Annotated in this window: 14 protein-coding genes; 8 read left to right on the top strand and 6 right to left on the bottom strand. The window is 60.6% G+C overall.

The features are described 5' to 3' along the window. The first annotated feature begins 36 nt into the window (after positions 1–36). From leuB to CHN51_RS17270, 4 genes are read left to right on the top strand one after another with little or no spacing between them, the layout of a single operon-like run. The gene (gene leuB, locus CHN51_RS17285) at positions 37–1,089 is read left to right on the top strand and encodes a 3-isopropylmalate dehydrogenase (protein WP_100095124.1); all 1,053 of its coding nucleotides are present in this window, start codon (positions 37–39) and stop codon (positions 1,087–1,089) included. Positions 1,090–1,098: 9 nt separating this feature from the next. Continuing rightward, a complete protein-coding gene (locus CHN51_RS17280; RefSeq protein WP_100095123.1) occupies positions 1,099–2,307 on the top strand; it encodes an aminotransferase class I/II-fold pyridoxal phosphate-dependent enzyme in 1,209 nt (402 codons plus the stop codon). Positions 2,308–2,322: 15 nt separating this feature from the next. Continuing rightward, positions 2,323–2,721 carry a Co2+/Mg2+ efflux protein ApaG gene (apaG, locus tag CHN51_RS17275; RefSeq protein ID WP_100095731.1) on the top strand — a complete coding sequence of 133 codons (399 nt, stop codon included), beginning with the start codon at positions 2,323–2,325 and terminating at the stop codon, positions 2,719–2,721. Then, a complete protein-coding gene (locus CHN51_RS17270; protein WP_100095122.1) occupies positions 2,718–3,515 on the top strand; it encodes a LysR family transcriptional regulator in 798 nt (265 codons plus the stop codon). Before apaG ends, CHN51_RS17270 begins: the two co-directional genes overlap by 4 nt. Before the next feature lie 16 nt (positions 3,516–3,531). Here CHN51_RS17270 and CHN51_RS17265 read toward each other — a convergent pair whose 3' ends face one another. The 3 genes from CHN51_RS17265 to CHN51_RS17255 all read right to left on the bottom strand — a co-directional run bounded on the left by CHN51_RS17265 (position 3,532) and on the right by CHN51_RS17255 (position 7,636). Beyond that, on the bottom strand, positions 3,532–4,770 hold the full coding sequence (locus tag CHN51_RS17265) for a serine hydrolase (protein ID WP_100095121.1): 1,239 nt from the start codon (positions 4,768–4,770) through the stop codon (positions 3,532–3,534). Positions 4,771–4,878: 108 nt separating this feature from the next. After that, positions 4,879–6,867 (bottom strand): DNA topoisomerase IV subunit B, encoded by a 1,989-nt coding sequence (gene parE / locus CHN51_RS17260; protein WP_100095120.1) that lies wholly within the window; start codon positions 6,865–6,867, stop codon positions 4,879–4,881. A 94-nt stretch (positions 6,868–6,961) separates the two neighbouring features. After that, positions 6,962–7,636: a GcrA family cell cycle regulator gene (locus CHN51_RS17255; protein WP_100095119.1), complete on the bottom strand. Its 675-nt coding sequence runs from the start codon at positions 7,634–7,636 to the stop codon at positions 6,962–6,964. Between the two features lie 120 nt (positions 7,637–7,756). On the opposite strand from CHN51_RS17255, the gene CHN51_RS17250 reads away from it, so the two are divergent. After that, on the top strand, positions 7,757–8,614 hold the full coding sequence (locus tag CHN51_RS17250; protein WP_100095118.1) for an ABC transporter permease: 858 nt from the start codon (positions 7,757–7,759) through the stop codon (positions 8,612–8,614). Positions 8,615–8,640: 26 nt separating this feature from the next. On the opposite strand, the gene hspQ is transcribed toward CHN51_RS17250, so the two are convergent. Continuing rightward, the gene (hspQ, locus tag CHN51_RS17245; protein WP_100095117.1) at positions 8,641–9,021 is read right to left on the bottom strand and encodes a heat shock protein HspQ; all 381 of its coding nucleotides are present in this window, start codon (positions 9,019–9,021) and stop codon (positions 8,641–8,643) included. A 315-nt stretch (positions 9,022–9,336) separates the two neighbouring features. On the opposite strand from hspQ, the gene CHN51_RS17240 reads away from it, so the two are divergent. The 3 genes from CHN51_RS17240 to CHN51_RS17230 are packed head-to-tail and all read left to right on the top strand — an operon-like array spanning position 9,337 to position 13,282. Then, entirely contained in the window at positions 9,337–11,424 is a 2,088-nt protein-coding gene (locus CHN51_RS17240; protein ID WP_100095116.1) for a TonB-dependent siderophore receptor, read from the top strand. Between the two features lie 11 nt (positions 11,425–11,435). Further along, on the top strand, positions 11,436–12,002 hold the full coding sequence (locus CHN51_RS17235) for a hypothetical protein (RefSeq protein ID WP_123906352.1): 567 nt from the start codon (positions 11,436–11,438) through the stop codon (positions 12,000–12,002). Beyond that, positions 11,999–13,282 (top strand): PepSY-associated TM helix domain-containing protein, encoded by a 1,284-nt coding sequence (locus CHN51_RS17230; protein ID WP_100095114.1) that lies wholly within the window; start codon positions 11,999–12,001, stop codon positions 13,280–13,282. Before CHN51_RS17235 ends, CHN51_RS17230 begins: the two co-directional genes overlap by 4 nt. A 131-nt stretch (positions 13,283–13,413) precedes the next feature. Here the strand turns inward: CHN51_RS17230 and CHN51_RS17225 are convergent, their stop codons facing one another. Both CHN51_RS17225 and CHN51_RS17220 read right to left on the bottom strand, forming a co-directional pair. Continuing rightward, positions 13,414–14,313 (bottom strand): hypothetical protein, encoded by a 900-nt coding sequence (locus tag CHN51_RS17225; protein ID WP_100095113.1) that lies wholly within the window; start codon positions 14,311–14,313, stop codon positions 13,414–13,416. A 100-nt stretch (positions 14,314–14,413) separates the two neighbouring features. Then, positions 14,414–15,724, bottom strand: a complete 1,311-nt coding sequence (locus tag CHN51_RS17220; RefSeq protein ID WP_100095112.1) for a S8 family serine peptidase — start codon at positions 15,722–15,724, stop codon at positions 14,414–14,416. Between the last annotated feature and the right edge of the window lie 83 nt (positions 15,725–15,807).

Here is a 15,807-nt window from a genome sequence, read left to right as displayed (position 1 = left end):
TCGGCAGGAACGGCGCGCTTACAGGAAGGAACTCTCATGCATATCGCAGCGCTCGCCGGAGACGGCATTGGTCAGGAAATCATGGTCGAGGCGCTGCGCGTGCTGGTGGCACTGGATTTGCCGAATCTCTGTCTCGATCATGCCGATGTCGGCGGCGTTGCCTATCGCAACCACGGCCATCCGCTGCCGCCGGAAACCGTCGAGCTGGCGAAAGAGGCCGATGCCGTTCTGTTCGGCGCGGTCGGTGATCCCTCTTGCGACAATCTGGAGCGGCATTTGCGCCCCGAGCAAGCGGTGCTCGGCCTGCGCAAGGAAATGCAGACCTTTGCCAATCTGCGCCCCGCGAAAATGTTTCCCGGTATGGAAGACGCTTCCGGTCTCAAGCCGGAAATCGCGCGCACCATCGATGTGGTGATCGTCCGCGAACTCAACGGCGATGTCTATTTCGGCGAAAAGGGCATGCGCACAACCGCCGACGGCCTGCGCGAAGGCTATGACATCATGTCCTATGACGAGAGCGAAGTGCGCCGCATCGGCCATGTTGCGTTCAAGACCGCCATGGGCCGCGGCAAGCGGCTCTGTTCGGTCGACAAGGCCAATGTGCTGGAAACTTCGCAATTGTGGCGCGACGTGATGATCGAACTGTCGGCCGAATATCCAGAGGTTGAGCTTAGCCACATGTATGTCGATAACGCGGCGATGCAGCTGGTGCGCAATCCGGGCCAGTTTGACGTGGTTGTAACCGGCAATCTGTTCGGGGACATTCTTTCCGATCAGGCCAGCATGTGCGTCGGCTCGATCGGCCTCCTCGCATCCGCTTCGCTGGGCGAGGGTACCAAGGGATTATATGAGCCGATCCACGGCAGCGCGCCGGATATTGCCGGGCAGGGCATTGCCAATCCCTCGGCGATGATATTGTCCGCGGCGATGATGCTGCGGCACAGTTTCGGCATGGAAGCGGAAGCCAGCCGCATCGAAGCGGCCGTTGCCGCCGTGCTCGCACAAGGGGTTCTGGGCCATGATCTCGGTGGCAGTGCTTCAACCACGGAAATCGGCGATGCTATTGTCGCGCAACTGACGGACGGCTAGGATAGAAGCATGAAAAGAAATACCGGCCAGAACCGCGACGTTACCAAGAACTGGCGTCCGGCGACGCAAGCGATCCGCAGCGGCACGATGCGCAGTGAATTTGGTGAAACATCCGAAGCTTTGTTCCTGACATCGGGCTATACCTATGACTGTGCGGAGGATGCCGCCGCCCGTTTCAACGGCGAGCAGGCGGGCATGACCTACAGCCGCCTGCAAAATCCGACGGTGCAGATGCTCGAAGAGCGGATAGCGATCATGGAAGGCGCGGAAGCCTGCCGCGCGACAGCATCGGGCATGGCGGCGATGACCGCCGCCTTGCTCTGTCAGCTGGAAGCGGGCGACCATGTCGTTGCCAGCCGCGCGCTGTTCGGCTCCTGCCGCTGGCTGACCGACAGCCTGCTGCCCAAATTCGGGATCGACACGACCGTGGTGGACGGCCGCGATATCGAAAATTGGGAAAAGGCGATCACGCCGAAAACCAAGGTCTTTTTCTTCGAGACGCCGGCTAATCCGACGATGGATGTGATCGATATCCGCAGCGTCTGCGATCTGGCGCGGGCCAAGGGCATCACCAGCGTCGTCGACAATGCCTTTGCCACCAATGTGCTGCAGCGGCCAATGGACTATGGCGCCGATGTGGTCGCCTATAGCGCCACCAAGATGATGGACGGGCAGGGGCGGGTCCTCGCCGGTGCGGTCTGCGGCACGGAAGAATTTATCGAAGGCCCGTTGCTCGCTTTCACGCGCAATACCGGTCCGACGTTGAGCGCATTCAATGCCTGGGTGGTGCTCAAAGGGCTCGAAACGCTTGACCTGCGTATCCGGCGGCAGAGTAATAACGCGCTCGAAGTGGGCAGGTTTCTGGAGCAGCGGGTGGAGAAAATCCTGCACCCCGGTCTCCCCAGCCATCCCCAGCATAATCTCGCGATGAGCCAGATGGAGGCCGCGGGACCGATCTTTTCACTCTACGTAGGCGGCGGGCGAAAACGTGCGCACTCTCTTCTTAACGCGCTGAATTTGATCGATATTTCGAATAATATCGGCGACAGCCGGTCGCTCATGTGCCACCCGTCTTCGACCACGCATCACGGGCTGGGCGAAGAGGCGCGAGTGGAAATCGGGATCACCGAAGACATGCTGCGGATCAATGTTGGCCTGGAAGATCCGGTCGATTTGATCGGCGATCTGGATCAGGCCCTTTCGTCTGTGGGGCTTTAACTCTATATCATGATCATGGAATCGTTCTTCCCCTTTGCTGAAACCACCGACGGGGTCACCGTACGCGTATCGGTGACCTTCCTGCCGGAACAGTCCGATGTCGACGGCAGCCGCTGGTTCTGGGCCTATCATATCCGGATCGAGAACCATCGCGATACCGCTGTGCAGCTGTTGAGGCGCCACTGGCAGATCAGCGACGGGCGTGGTGGATTGCAAATGGTCGACGGCGACGGTGTGGTCGGCGAACAACCGGTCATCCAGCCGGGCAAGTCGCATGACTATGTATCCGGATGCCCGCTCTCCACGCCCAACGGCGCGATGGAAGGTCATTTCGTCATGGTCGGCAGCACGCCCCCGGCCTTCGAGGTCCGCATTCCGCATTTTCCTCTCACCGAACCGACAGTCGAGCAATGAAGCGCACCCATTTGCCATTGAACGGGCTGCGCGTGCTCGATGCCGCGGCACGGCATCTCAGCTTCACCAAGGCGGCCGATGAACTGGCGGTAACGCCGGCGGCGGTCGGACAGCAGATCCGGGCTCTCGAGGACATGCTGGGCGTGGTCATGTTCCGCCGGACGCCCAAGGGGCTCGAACTGACCGATGAAGCGGCAGCGGGACTGGATGCCCTGCGCTCCGGTTTCCTGCAGTTCGAGGAAGCCGTCCGCGCCATGCAATCGGGCCAGTCGTCGCACAAGCTGACGATTGCGGCGCCGCGCGACTTTACCCAGAAATGGCTCAACGAGCGATTATCCGCCTTTTCTGCCGACAATCCGGATACCAGTTTCGCGCTGGTCGCGGCGGACAATGAAATCGATTTTACCGAGGCCAATCTCGACGTGGCGATCTGGCTGGGCGACGGGCCGGGACAGCATGAGGGCAAGATGCTCGGCGATACCATATTCGTGAAGGTTGCCGCACCGGGTCTCAAGGGCGGCAACAAGATCGACTGGCCGGGCTGTCCGATTTCCGAAGGGGAAGAAACCCTGATGCGCGTTGCCGATGGCGGTCTTGCGATCGAGGCGGCGGCCAATGGTTTCGGCTATGCCTGGGTACCGAAAATGCTGGTTCAGCGCGATCTGGCGGCGGGCCGCATCGAGATTATCGGCGAAGACAGCGTGTCCTCTCGTGGCTACTGGTTGATGGCGCCGCTCCCGCAATGGCGGCAGAAAAAGGTGAAAGCGCTGGTCGAGGCACTGGCCAGCGCTTAGAATTCCGGGCTTTTACCTATTGTTCTGCGAGCAGATTGACCAGGCGCGTGGTCAGGGCCAGCAGATCGCTTTCCTGCAATGATATCTCTTCGTTATTCCAGCTGACCGCGACGGCGTAATTTTTGCCTGCCTTCGATCGCAACAGGAAATTGAAGGATAAGACGCCGGGTTCCGATCCGCCCTTATAACCGAAATAGTCCCATTTTTTGGCCGCATCATGAACGATGCCGGGGTTGATCTCCAATATGGTCCGGCTTTCTTTGCTCGCGTTGCGTCGCAGATAGTCGAGCAATCTGACGATGTCCGCCGGGGTGGCAAACCATTCCAGCTGATCGATGAAACTGGGGCGATGGGTCAATATCCGGAAATCGAGACTGTCCAGCGTCAGGGCGCTGTCAAAATTCGCCAGCAGCTTCTCGCGCCCTGCCGGATCGGCGCTCAGATATTGTTCCCGCCGCTCCGTGTGGACCGGCATTTTCAGGGCCGAGGCCTGACGCGTCATCAGCAGCGGGCGCAGTTCGTCGGGGTTGTGATGGCCGGCGACGCGAACAATCGCGGCCAGATTGTCCTGTCCGATGATCCGGATCAATGTGTCGGTGGCGCTATTGTCGCTGATCGAGATCATCAGCGTCGCCAGCGTGTGCAGCGTGACAGGGGACCGGTTGGGCCAGTCCTGGCTTATCCCCGAGGGATGGGATTTCGGCCCCAGCTCCACGACGTCTGACCATTGCCGTTCGCCCGCCTGTATCGCGCGGTCGAGTTCTGCCAATATATAGAGTTTGACCGCTGAAGCGATGGCATAGCGGCCGTCGGGATCAAGCGCGGCAACGGGCGGTAGGCCGGGTTCGTCCAGCGCCTGTACCAGCAGACCCTGACGCCCGGGCAGGGCATCGATCGCGGCCACGACCTCGTCGATATTATCGCCGATCGCCTCGAAGCCGGTCAGTTGCAACCCCGATATGCGATGCGGTGAACCAGTCTCCAGATCGATATTCACCGTTCCGATAGACCGCGCATAACGAACCGTGAGAACCGCTGAATTGGCGTTTCGCGCATCGATCGACGATATTGCAAGCGGCTGCCCGTGCTGCTCCGTCACCTGCTGTACGATGGCGCGAAACCGGGCAGGGGGCACGGCGTTGCGGAAATTCTCGTCGAACACCACGGTCTCGATAGGCTCGCCCCGCAACAGGCGCAGCACATCATTGGCCCGAATGGATAGCTGGGGAGAGAGCGAGGATTGTGTTTGGGCCATTGCTGCGTCTAACGGGTGTGCGAGCGAAGCGGGGAGAAGGCAGAGCGCGAAAACATATAGGAACCGCACGATAATCTCCCGCTGCTATTTTCGGTCAATTCCCGACTATTAGGCGTCGATTACATCCTCATCAAGGCTGGCGGCATTTTGCTGGATGAAATTGAACCTATGTTCGGGATTCTTGCCCATCAGCCGGTCGACCAGATCCTTCACGCCCGCGCGCTGCTCATATTCCTGTGGCAGGGTGACCTTGAACAGCGACCGCGTGTCCGGGTCCATCGTCGTTTCCCGCAGCTGTGACGGGTTCATTTCGCCGAGGCCCTTGAACCGGCTGACGTCCACTTTCTTGCCCTTGAACGGACCATTTTCGATTTTCGCGCGGGCCGCGTCGTCCTGCGCATAATGGCTCTTGCCGCCGGCGCTGATGCGATAGAGCGGCGGACGGGCCAGATAGAGATGGCCGCGGCGGACGAGTTCCGGCATTTCCTGGAAGAAGAAGGTCATCAGCAAGGTCGCGATATGGGCGCCGTCGACATCGGCGTCGGTCATGATGATGATCCGTTCGTAACGCAAATTGTCGGGCTGGCAGTCCTTGCGCGTGCCGCAGCCGAGGGCAAGAATCAGGTCGGCAATCTCGCTATTGGCCATGATTTTCGCGTTATTGGCGGAGGCCACGTTGAGAATCTTGCCGCGGATCGGCAGGATTGCCTGGGTCTTGCGTTCGCGGGCCTGTTTGGCCGAGCCGCCGGCGCTGTCGCCTTCGACGATGAACAATTCCGTGCCTTCCGGATCGCCGATAGAGCAATCGGTCAGCTTGCCGGGCAGTCGGACCTTGCGTCCCGACGTCGCGGTCTTGCGCTTGACCTCGCGTTCGGCCTTGCGCTTCAGCCGCTCGTCCATCCGCTCCATAACGAAACCGAGCAAAGCCTTGCCGCGATCCATATTGTCGGTGAGGAAATGGTCGAAATGGTCGCGTATCGCGTTCTCGACCAGCTTCGAAGCTTCCGGAGAGGTCAGCCGGTCCTTGGTCTGGCTCTGGAATTGCGGGTCGCGAATGAACACCGACAGCATCATTTCGCCGCCGGAGATAATATCGTCGGCCGTCAGCTGTGATGCCTTCTTGATCTGCACCAGTTCGCCGAAGGCCCGCAGACCGCGCACCAGCGCATTACGCAGACCGGTTTCATGGGTGCCGCCATTGGGTGTCGGAATGGTGTTGCAATACCAGCTGTAGCTGCCGTCGGTCCAGATCGGCCAGGTGATAGCCCATTCGACCCGGCCCTGACTGTCGGGGAAGTCCTGATTGCCGGCAAAGAAATCGGTAGTGACGCATTCGCGCCCGGCAAGCTGTTCCCGCAGATGGTCGGACAGGCCGCCGGGAAACTGGAAGACCGCTTCGGCGGGGACATCATCGCTGGCCTGGCTCTCGTCGCATTTCCAGCGGATTTCAACGCCGGCATAGAGATAGGCCTTGGAGCGGGCCAGCTTGAACAGGCGCGAGGGCTTGAACCGGTTGCCTTCGCCAAAAATTTCGGTGTCCGGGATGAACGATATGCTGGTGCCACGCCGGTTCTGGGTGGTGCCGACTTCGTCCAGCGTCGAGGTCGCGAGGCCTTTGGAAAAGGACTGGCGATACAAGGTCTTGTTCCGCGCCACTTCGACGATCGTCTCGGAAGACAGGGCGTTGACGACGGAAACGCCGACGCCGTGCAGGCCGCCCGATGTCGCATAGGCCTTGTCGGAAAATTTTCCGCCCGAGTGGAGGGTCGTCATGATCACTTCGAGCGCCGATTTGCCCGGGAATTTGGGATGCGGATCGACCGGGATGCCGCGCCCGTTGTCGCTGACCGTCAGACGGTTGTCGGCATCCAGCGTGATCTCTATCCGGCTGGCGTGGCCGGCGACCGCTTCGTCCATGCTGTTGTCAATGACTTCGGCAGCAAGATGGTGGAGCGCCCGCTCGTCGACGCCGCCAATATACATGCCGGGGCGTTTGCGGACAGGTTCCAGTCCCTCGAGAACCTCGATTGCCGAGGCATCATAGTCACCGGATTTGGATTGGCTTGGCGGGTTGGAACCGAACAGATCATCAGACATGTCCGATCCTATAAGAGCGCAGGAGTCACACTGGCAAGAGACTTATGATGTCTCTGGCCAGTGCGTTGAAAATTCTTGTAATTTGACGGGTTGTCTAGCGAACCCGCGGGCCGCCGAACGGCAGTGGCGGTGGTGCGCGACGGGCACCGCGCGGCAATTGCGCCTGGAACGCGCGGCCGCAATGTTCGACGCAATAGGGGAAGCCGGGGTTCACTTCCTCGCCGCAGAAATGGAAGTCCGGCTCGCCGGGATGATTGATCGGCCAGCGGCAGATCTTGTCATTGAGGTCGAGCAGGCTGGTCTTGTCGGCAATTTCCTCGCTCGGCTTGGCGGGAACCAGACGGCGCGGCGGTGCCGGTGGAATCGGCGCCTGCTGGTCGCCGGGACCCTGACGCAGGAAGCCGCCGGGGCCGACGGAAACAATCTTCGGGCCGTCATGCTTGGGCTGACGGGCCTGTTGTGCGGCATGGGTGCGGGCAGCCGGCGTTGGTGGTGGCATGGCGCGACGCGCCACATGCTCTTCCTTCGGCTTGGCAACCGCACCGGCCTTTGCCGGCGGTTTTTTCGGCTTGGGCGCGGGTTTGGCGCCCTTTTTTGCTGCCGGCTTTGCTTTTACCGGAGAAGGACGCGACTTCAGGCCAAGGCGGTGCGCCTTGCCGATCACGGCATTACGGCTGACGCCGCCCAGTTCTTCCGCGATCTGGCTGGCAGTCAGGCCTTTTTCCCACATATTTTTCAGCGAATCGATACGCTCGTCTGTCCAAGCCATGCAAAGTCCTAATTATCTTGAGTTATGGGCGATATAGGGTCGACAGGGTGAATATACAACCACGATATTGGCGCGATATGGGGTTGTGATTGGCGCGGCGAGCCGATAGGCGATAGGCATATGCTCGACCAACCCGAAAAAGATCAGACGACCGGTTCACCGGTCCATGCGATGCAATTTGCCGAGCCCGGCGCGCCGATCATCCGCGGTGTCAACTGGGCCGGATTTCTGGCGCTCTACTGGAAAGAGGTCAGGCGCTTTGTCAAAGTCCAGCTGCAGACCATCTGGGCACCCTCGATCACGACCTTGTTGTTCCTGATCATCTTCACCGTTGCCATGGGCCGCGGCGATAGAACCGTATTGGGCGTGCCTTTCGCCGACTTTATCGCGCCCGGCCTGATCTGCATGGGCATGTTGCAAAATGCCTTTGCCAACAGCAGCTTCTCGATGTTGGTCGGCAAGATCCAGGGCACGATCATCGACTATCTGACGCCACCCCTCTCGGTCGGAGAATTGCTGGCGGCGCTTGTCGCTTCGTCGATGACGCGGGCCATATTGGTCGGCTTCGCGGTCTGGCTGGCGATGTTCTTCTGGCCGGGTGTCAATGTCGGGGTTTCCCACTGGTGGGCCGTCATCTGGTTTGGCCTGATGGGTGCCGCGATGCTTTCGCTACTGGGTGTGCTGACATCGATCTGGGCGGAAAAATTCGATCATGCTGCAGCGGTCAGCAATTTCGTGGTCGCGCCGCTGGCGCTGCTTTCGGGAACATTCTACTCGATCGACCGCCTGTCGCCGGCTTTTCAGGCCGTCAGCCATGTGAACCCCTTCTTCTACGCGATATCCGGCTTTCGCTATGGTTTTCTCGCCGAAGCGGATTCACCGGTACTGCTGGGCGCGCTGATCCTGCTGGCGATCAATATCGGACTGACGCTGCTCTGCTATTTCCTGTTGAAATCGGGCTGGAAGATCAAATCCTGATCGCGACGGAATAGACGCCGGACCGTCTAGTGCCGGTGGATCTGATGCAACTTGTACTTGCCGTTTTCGGTCGCCTGGAACAGTCGCGCGACATCGGGATGGCTGACCGGTTCGCCGCTGTCATCGGCCAAAAGATTCTGCTGACTGACATAGGCAACATAGCTGCTGTCGGTGTTCTCGGCGAACAGATGATAGAAGGGCTGGTCCCTCGGCGGCTGCAGATCCTTCGGAATCGCCTCGTACCATTCCTCGCTATTGGCGAAGACCGGATCGATATCATAGATCACGCCGCGGAAATCGAAGATCCGGTGCCGCACGACATCGCCAATGGCAAAGCGCGCATCCAGAATGTCGGGCGTATTGGGCGGCAGGGGATTGCCGGACTTGAATGGATCTGTTGAGTTCATGCTCACAATTTAGGCGCTTCGCGATCATATGCAAGCGCCGCTTCGGGTTTCTGCTCCGGTTCATCGGGGGGATAGGCCAGGCCGTGCCTGCTGGAACAGACGCGCGCTCGCCAACCTGTAGGGTCGCCGCATACCATCGTCGAATCCTGAACAGCACTGGCTGAATTTTTACCAATCGTGCGCGCGGCGGGTGCGCTCGCAAAACTGAACGATACATAGTGATATCAAAGGTTTAAAACGAAATCAGAATTCTTATTGCAAATGCAAATGATTCTCAATAGTAGGTGGCGCATTATCGGAATGTGAGGGAAATTCATGCGACTATTGAAATCTGCCATCCTGTGCGCGAGTGCGCTTGCTCCATTGCCGGCCTTGGCTGCCAGTGAAGACGCGGATGCCGAGCAACGGACAATCATCGTCACCGGAGCGCAGGAAGAAGGTTTTACTGCGACCAAGACCGACACGCCGATTATCCAGACGCCGCAACCGATAACGGTGATCGACGACGAGCTTTTCCTCGCCCAGGGCGCAATCAGCATCGGCGACACTCTCAACTATGTCGCCGGCGTAACAGCCAATCCCTACGGGCCGGACAGCCGGGTCGACGGTGCCTTCGTCCGGGGGATAACCGCGCTCCAGTTCCGCGACGGCATGCGCGACATTTACAGCTTTTATGCCAGTATTCGCGCCGATCCTTATAATTTTGACCAGGTTGAGCTGGTCCGTGGTCCGGCCTCGGTTCTGTTCGGCCAGGGTGCGCTCGGCGGGATCGTCAACCTTGTATCCAAGCGGCCCGAGTTCGAGGCGAGCGGCGAAGTGTCGCTGCGCTATGGCTCGTTTGATCGCAAGGAAGCGCTGGTTGACCTTACCGGTCCGCTCGGTGATACGGTTGCCGCCCGGATCGTGGCGCGCGTACGCGACGCCGACACCCAAACCGATTATGTGCCGGATGACCGCGTGATGGTCTCGCCCTCGATCACCTTCAAGCCGTCCCCCGATACCGATATAACGTTCATCGGCCTGTACCAGGAAGATGACAGCGGTTCGACTTCGCAATTCCTGCCGCTGGTCGGGACAATCCTCCCCAATCCCAACGGTCAGCTGCCGAACAGTCTGTTTGTCGGCAAGCCCGGCTGGGATCGCTATGACGGCCGCCTGTTGCAGGGGACCGCGCTGTTCGAACATCGCTTCGGCGACACCGCCAAGCTCAACCTCAAGGCGCGCTATATCGACAGCGATCTGGAGTATTTTACACATTATCCGAACAATTATTCCAATCCGACCAATCCTTTTCTCGACGCGGACCAGCGGATAATCGGCCTTTATGTCGACGGCAGCATCGCCCGCATGGAAGTCTTCTCGACCGACAATAATGTCCAGTTCAACTTCAACACCGGTTCGAATATCGAGCATACTCTGCTGGCCGGCGTCGATTTCAGCTTCAACTCGGTCTACAAGACCGGCGGCTTCGGTTTCGAGGCGATCGATATCTATGACATCGATTATGCATCGCTTTCCGATTACGGCGGCGGGCTTCCGACACCGACCTATGTCGCGGAGGATGTCGATCAGGACCAGCTCGGCATTTACGTGCAGAACCAGATGCGCTTCTTTGACCGCGTCTCCATCGTGCTCGGTGCCCGGCGCGACTGGACGAGCGCGCAGAGCATGGGCGGTGCCACCCGCGAGGATGCGGCCACGACCTTCCGCGCCGGCATCATCGCCGAACTGGTCGAAGGCGTCTCGCCTTTCTTCAGCTACACCGAGAGTTTCGAACCGATCGCCGGAACTGCCAGCGACGGGAGTGCCTTCATTCCCAAGGCGGGCCGCCAGTTCGAGGCGGGGATCAAGTTCCACCCGGCCGACAATATTCTGATGACCGTCACCGGCTATCATATCAAGGAAAGCAACCGGCCGGTTTCGGATGACAGTACGACCGATCCGTTCGACCAGGTCCAGATCGGGTCGATGACGTCAAAGGGTGTCGAATTCGAGGGCAATGTTTCCCTGCCCGGCGAATTCACCGTGATCGCAAACGCCAGCTATAACGAGGCGGAAGTGGACGGTACGGGGCACCAGCTCGACAATGTGCCGAAATTCAACGCCTCGCTCTGGACGACCAAGGGCTTCGCGCTGGGCAATGACACCAGGCTGCTGCTCGGCGGCGGTGTGCGCCATGTCGGCAAGCAGCGGTCGTTCGGACCGGCCTTTCCCGATGGCGTTCTGACACCCTCCTACACGCTGGTCGATATGCTGGCGGAAGTGACCTACGCCAACTGGAGCTTTGCGCTCAACGCCACCAACCTGTTCGACAAACGCCATTATTCGGCCTGTCTGGCGCGCGGCGATTGTTTCGTGGGCAGCGAACGCAATATCATGGGCACGGTAAGCTACCGTTTCTGATGGCGGATGAGATGCTTTTCGCCGCCGGATCGGCAAGCGCGGTTGCCGCCCTATTGGTCTTGCGCTTTTCCTGGGCGAGACCGGGTCGCTCGCGGCTTCTGAACGCCGCCGGCTGGTTGCTTCTCGCGATTTCCGTCGCCGCGGGATCGGCCTTGGCCGGAGCGTGGGGCATAACGGTCATGGCGCTCTGGACGATGGGAGCGGCATTTGTCCTGCTTGCCGTCGCTGCCTGGAAGTCGCCGCCGGCCAGACGCAAAGCGTCCAGCCGCAGGGCAGGGATGCTGCCCGAGGCCGGCGAGCCGTTACGGCTCGGGGGGCGGGTGATTACCTTTCTGCTGGTCGTGCTCGGCGCGATGATTTCATCCATTGCTCTGGCCATCACCACGCGCTGGATCGCCTTGCTGGCGGGTGCCGCCGAAGCCAATGCCAATGTGCTTGCGTTGTTCGCGGCGCCGCTCGGCTGGACGATATTGGCCTTTCTCATCCTGATGACCGACAGCCGCAGACGCCAGCTGGTCATTCTTTCCATTCCGATCGCCACTGCCATTCCGGCTTTCGTCACAGGGAGCCCGCTATGAGCGCCGCCATCGAACCGGGGACGGTCAAAAAGTCTCTCTCCGCCCATGCAGCCATTGGTCTGATCGCCGGTGCGCTGCTTTATATTGTCTCGCTGACCGGCACGGTTGCGGTATTCTATCAGGAACTGCAACGGGTCGAGCAACCGAATGCACCGGAAATGGCGTCGATAACGCCCGAGGCGGTGCAGCGCGGTGTCGAGGCTGTTCTCGCCAGCGAGGCAGGCCAGCCGAGCACGACCCATCTTTATGTCCACCTTCCGGACAAGGAACTGCCGCGCACGGCGGTTACCACGGACATGCAGGCGGTCTATCTGGCGCAGGATGGCAGCATTGCCGGACCTGAAGAGATCGCCTGGTCGGATTTTGTCGTGAAGCTCCATTATACGCTCAATCTGCCCGTGCTGGTCGGGATCACCATCGTCGGCATATTGGGCGTAATGATGCTGGCGCTCGCGGTCACCGGCGTCGTTGCCCATCCGCGTATCTTTCGCGACGCCTTTCGCCTGCGTGCCCGCAACGACAGCGGCGTGGGGCTGGCCGACTGGCACAATCGCCTGAGCGTCTGGACCTTGCCTTTCTCCGTTGCGATCGCGCTGACTGGCGCGCTCATCGGACTGGCCAGCATTACCGCTTATGCTGTCGCCGCCGACGATTATCAGGGGGATGTCGAAGCGGTTTACGGGCCAATTTTTGGCGAGGAAGGCGAAGCCGATCCGCGGCCCGCGCCAGTCCCCGATGTAGCGGCTGCGCTCGAACATATGGCCGATGCCTATCCCGAACTGAACCTGACCTATGCCATTCTCCACGACCCGATGACCAAGGGCCAGCATGTCCAGATCGTCGGCGAGCATGACCGGCGGCTGATCTTCGGTGAATATTACGCGTTCAGCGCCGACGGCAGATTTGAACATACGGCCGGTCTGGCGGACGGTGACTGGGGACAGCAGGCCGCTGCCTCGACCTATCAGCTGCATTTCGGGACCTTCGGCGGACTGCCGGTGAAGCTTGCCTATCTATTGTTCGGCGCGGCGCTGACGGCAATCTGCGCCACCGGCACCTATATCTGGCTGGGCAAGCGCAGACGCAGAGGCATCGAGGAGCCCCGCCTCCGGAGTGCTTGGAACGGCGTCATTATCGGCACGCCTCTGGTTCTGGCGATAACGCTGCTGGCGCGGTTCGCCTTCGGCAATGACTTTCCTTTTGCTATCGCCTTCTGGATCGGCTTGCTGGTCGTGGTTCTGGGCTATGCGGAAATGTTGAAACGCAAAGCCGCCAGCTGATCGCGGGCCGCATCCCCGTTGTTGAGCCCCCCCCGGAATGCAAAGGCGCGCCAGACTATAGTCTGACGCGCCCTTTGCCGGCAGGTTACAGCGGGGGGCTTCCGGTCATGGGCAGCCTGCCGGCAAGCGCCTTACTGGCTGTTCTGGCTTTGCGGCGTCTTTTCCTGCTGCTTGGCAGCCTGCTTGATTTCACCTTTGCTCATTCCGGTGATCAGCACATCACCCGATCCGGCAAAATTAGCTGCGGGAAGGGTGGCCGTGCGGTTGCCAGCTTCTACAACCACGGCACTCACAACGCCTGAGCCGGTTTGCTGGACAGCCTGGACATAGCCAACCACGCGACCCTTCGAATCCTCGATGGGCATGCCGGGGGTAATGGCGAACATGCCGTCAGCATTGGCCGCAGTGCTGCCCGAAGCGGCGAGCTGGCCGAGATTGCCCATCGCCATCGTGCTACCGCTGGCAGCGATGCTGCCGGCAAGCGACCCGGTGCCTCTCGCGCCGTTGACAGCGTTACGCGCGGTTCCGGTGGCAGTGGATGCAGCGCCGCTGGCCGCTGATCGTGCGCTGCCGACGCTGTTGCGCGCTGTTCCCACCGCTTGCCCGGCGGCCGAGCGCACGGCGTCGGTGCCGATCAAAGTCGTATCGGTGCTGCTGCTGGCCGAGCCGGAAGCCGAGCTGCCTGCCGCCCCGTTTGCTGTCCCGTTGATGATATTATTCGAGGCATCGACCCCGCCGAGCAGCGAGCCATTGGCACTGGAATTGCTGTTGGCGTCGGTGGCGACCCGGCCCGACTGCGTGTCCACCGTCCGGTCAACCTTCGTGGAGCTGGTCACTCCGCCCCGGCCGGCAACGGTTCCGCCGGTCTGGCCGATCGTGTCCACTCCCGAACCGATGTTGCCCCCCAGGGAACCGCCCAACGAACCTCCGAGACCGCCGCTGCCGCCGAGCAGCTGGGCCGATGCGGGCGCTGTCGCCAGAAACGCGATTGTGAAAGTGCCGGTGATGATGCTTGTGATTGATTTCTTCATGTTGCTTCTCCTTCTGTGGCGATGCATTTTTCGCCATCTGTCAGGAGAACGAGCCGGCGTTCCGGATTAATCCGTCCCTCGCAAAAAAAAATCGGAATATTTATCGGTCGGCGCAATTTTCGCAGACCAGACCATGGCCATAGACCTTGTCCGCGCCCTTTTTGCCAAGATCCCGGGCTTCGCCGATCAGCGCGCTCACCGCCTTTTCGATCGCTGCTATATCGGGGGCAGGATAATGCGCGGCAAGACGCGCTGCTACCAGGGGGGCGGCGTAGGATGTGCCGCGCAACGGCACAGTCTTGCCATCGGGAGAAGCGCCCATGATATCTGCGCCAGGGGCGGCGAAATCGACCGGCGTGGCAATCCCGGCTTCCGGTAGTGCCTTGTGCCGGCGATCCACGCCCGTCACGCCGAGCACGCCCTTGTAGGCGGCCGGAAAGCGCGGCGGGGCCGCCGGCCCGTCATTGCCCACGGCAGCCACGATCAGCATGCCCTTGCCCTGGGCAGAGCGGATCGCGCGGCGGAGCAAACCATTGTCCGGCCCGACGAGGCTGATGGTAACGACAGGAATTTTCCGCGTCGCCATCCAGCCGAGCGCACGTGCTATCGCGGTTGCATTGCCGCCCGCCGGATCGCTGCCATAGATGTCCGCCGCCAGCAGGCCGGTCCCGCTGTCTTTCCGGCTCATGGAAATCAGCGACGCGATGGCCGTGCCGTGCGCGCTCGCTAGCGGCGCTCCCTTGGCAAAGCCGCGCTGTTCGACAGGGAACTTTATCAGACCATGTCTGGCGACGCCTCCGTCAATCAGACCGATGGTCGCGGTTTTTGCAGCACCGCCGGCCAGCAACGCAGCGGGCAGGGCACCGCAACCGCCGCAAGACGAGGGAGTGGCGCTGGTGAAGTAGATATTGTCACCGCTGATCTCTGCCTCACGCGCGATTTTCTGAAGCTTCTTCTGCTCCGACTTCAGGCTCTCGCCCTTGCGCGTCGAAAATTTCACGAAGTTCAGGTCCAGCCCGTCGATCCGGCCGCGCTCGAACACGGTGAAACCACTGGCCACGGCCTTGCTGACCGATGCTTCGGAGATGTCGGTTGCCACCAATATGCCGCGCACCGCGGGATCGCCATTTTCGTCCCGCTCCACATGCGCCCGATTGTCTCGCAGTAACCGGTTGGTCCGGTCCATGCGCAGGCGGTCTAGCAATGCTGTCAGTTCCGACCTGCTCAGCCGGTCGAGCAGATCAGCTTCGAGCGAACCGGTGATTGGATCGATTATCTTGCTGCTTGCCTCTCCGACAGTCCGGTCGGGGAGACCAAGGCCCGGCCCGACGCCGGGCAGCGATAGCTGGGCCCATGCCGCGGCCGGAACGAAGACGATCAGGATCATCAACCAGTATCGCGCTGCTTTCATGCCTTCAATCCTTCCGGTAGAGACAGGCCATTGCCCGTTTGCTTTTTTTTGCGTTCATGGATTAAACGAACCGGCTCCATCGT

The organism is Sphingorhabdus sp. YGSMI21, from assembly GCF_002776575.1.
In the GTDB taxonomy this organism is placed as follows: Bacteria; Pseudomonadota; Alphaproteobacteria; order Sphingomonadales; family Sphingomonadaceae; genus Parasphingorhabdus.
Note: the sequence above shows the minus strand (reverse complement) of the source record. Positions and strands in the feature narration are given on the sequence as shown.

Bases quoted from the DNA above. Each gene is read 5' to 3' on its own strand.
- parE (WP_100095120.1), bottom strand. From the start codon at position 6,867: ATGTCTGATGATCTGTTCGGTTCCAACCCGCCAAGCCAATCCAAATCC.
- apaG (WP_100095731.1), top strand. From the start codon at position 2,323: ATGGAATCGTTCTTCCCCTTTGCTGAAACCACCGACGGGGTCACCGTA.
- CHN51_RS17225 (WP_100095113.1), bottom strand. From the start codon at position 14,313: ATGAAGAAATCAATCACAAGCATCATCACCGGCACTTTCACAATCGCG.
- CHN51_RS17250 (WP_100095118.1), top strand. From the start codon at position 7,757: ATGCTCGACCAACCCGAAAAAGATCAGACGACCGGTTCACCGGTCCAT.
- CHN51_RS17220 (WP_100095112.1), bottom strand. From the start codon at position 15,724: ATGAAAGCAGCGCGATACTGGTTGATGATCCTGATCGTCTTCGTTCCG.
- hspQ (WP_100095117.1), bottom strand. From the start codon at position 9,021: ATGAACTCAACAGATCCATTCAAGTCCGGCAATCCCCTGCCGCCCAAT.
- CHN51_RS17240 (WP_100095116.1), top strand. From the start codon at position 9,337: ATGCGACTATTGAAATCTGCCATCCTGTGCGCGAGTGCGCTTGCTCCA.
- CHN51_RS17270 (WP_100095122.1), top strand. From the start codon at position 2,718: ATGAAGCGCACCCATTTGCCATTGAACGGGCTGCGCGTGCTCGATGCC.
- CHN51_RS17280 (WP_100095123.1), top strand. From the start codon at position 1,099: ATGAAAAGAAATACCGGCCAGAACCGCGACGTTACCAAGAACTGGCGT.
- CHN51_RS17255 (WP_100095119.1), bottom strand. From the start codon at position 7,636: ATGGCTTGGACAGACGAGCGTATCGATTCGCTGAAAAATATGTGGGAA.
- CHN51_RS17265 (WP_100095121.1), bottom strand. From the start codon at position 4,770: ATGGCCCAAACACAATCCTCGCTCTCTCCCCAGCTATCCATTCGGGCC.
- CHN51_RS17230 (WP_100095114.1), top strand. From the start codon at position 11,999: ATGAGCGCCGCCATCGAACCGGGGACGGTCAAAAAGTCTCTCTCCGCC.
- leuB (WP_100095124.1), top strand. From the start codon at position 37: ATGCATATCGCAGCGCTCGCCGGAGACGGCATTGGTCAGGAAATCATG.
- CHN51_RS17235 (WP_123906352.1), top strand. From the start codon at position 11,436: ATGCTTTTCGCCGCCGGATCGGCAAGCGCGGTTGCCGCCCTATTGGTC.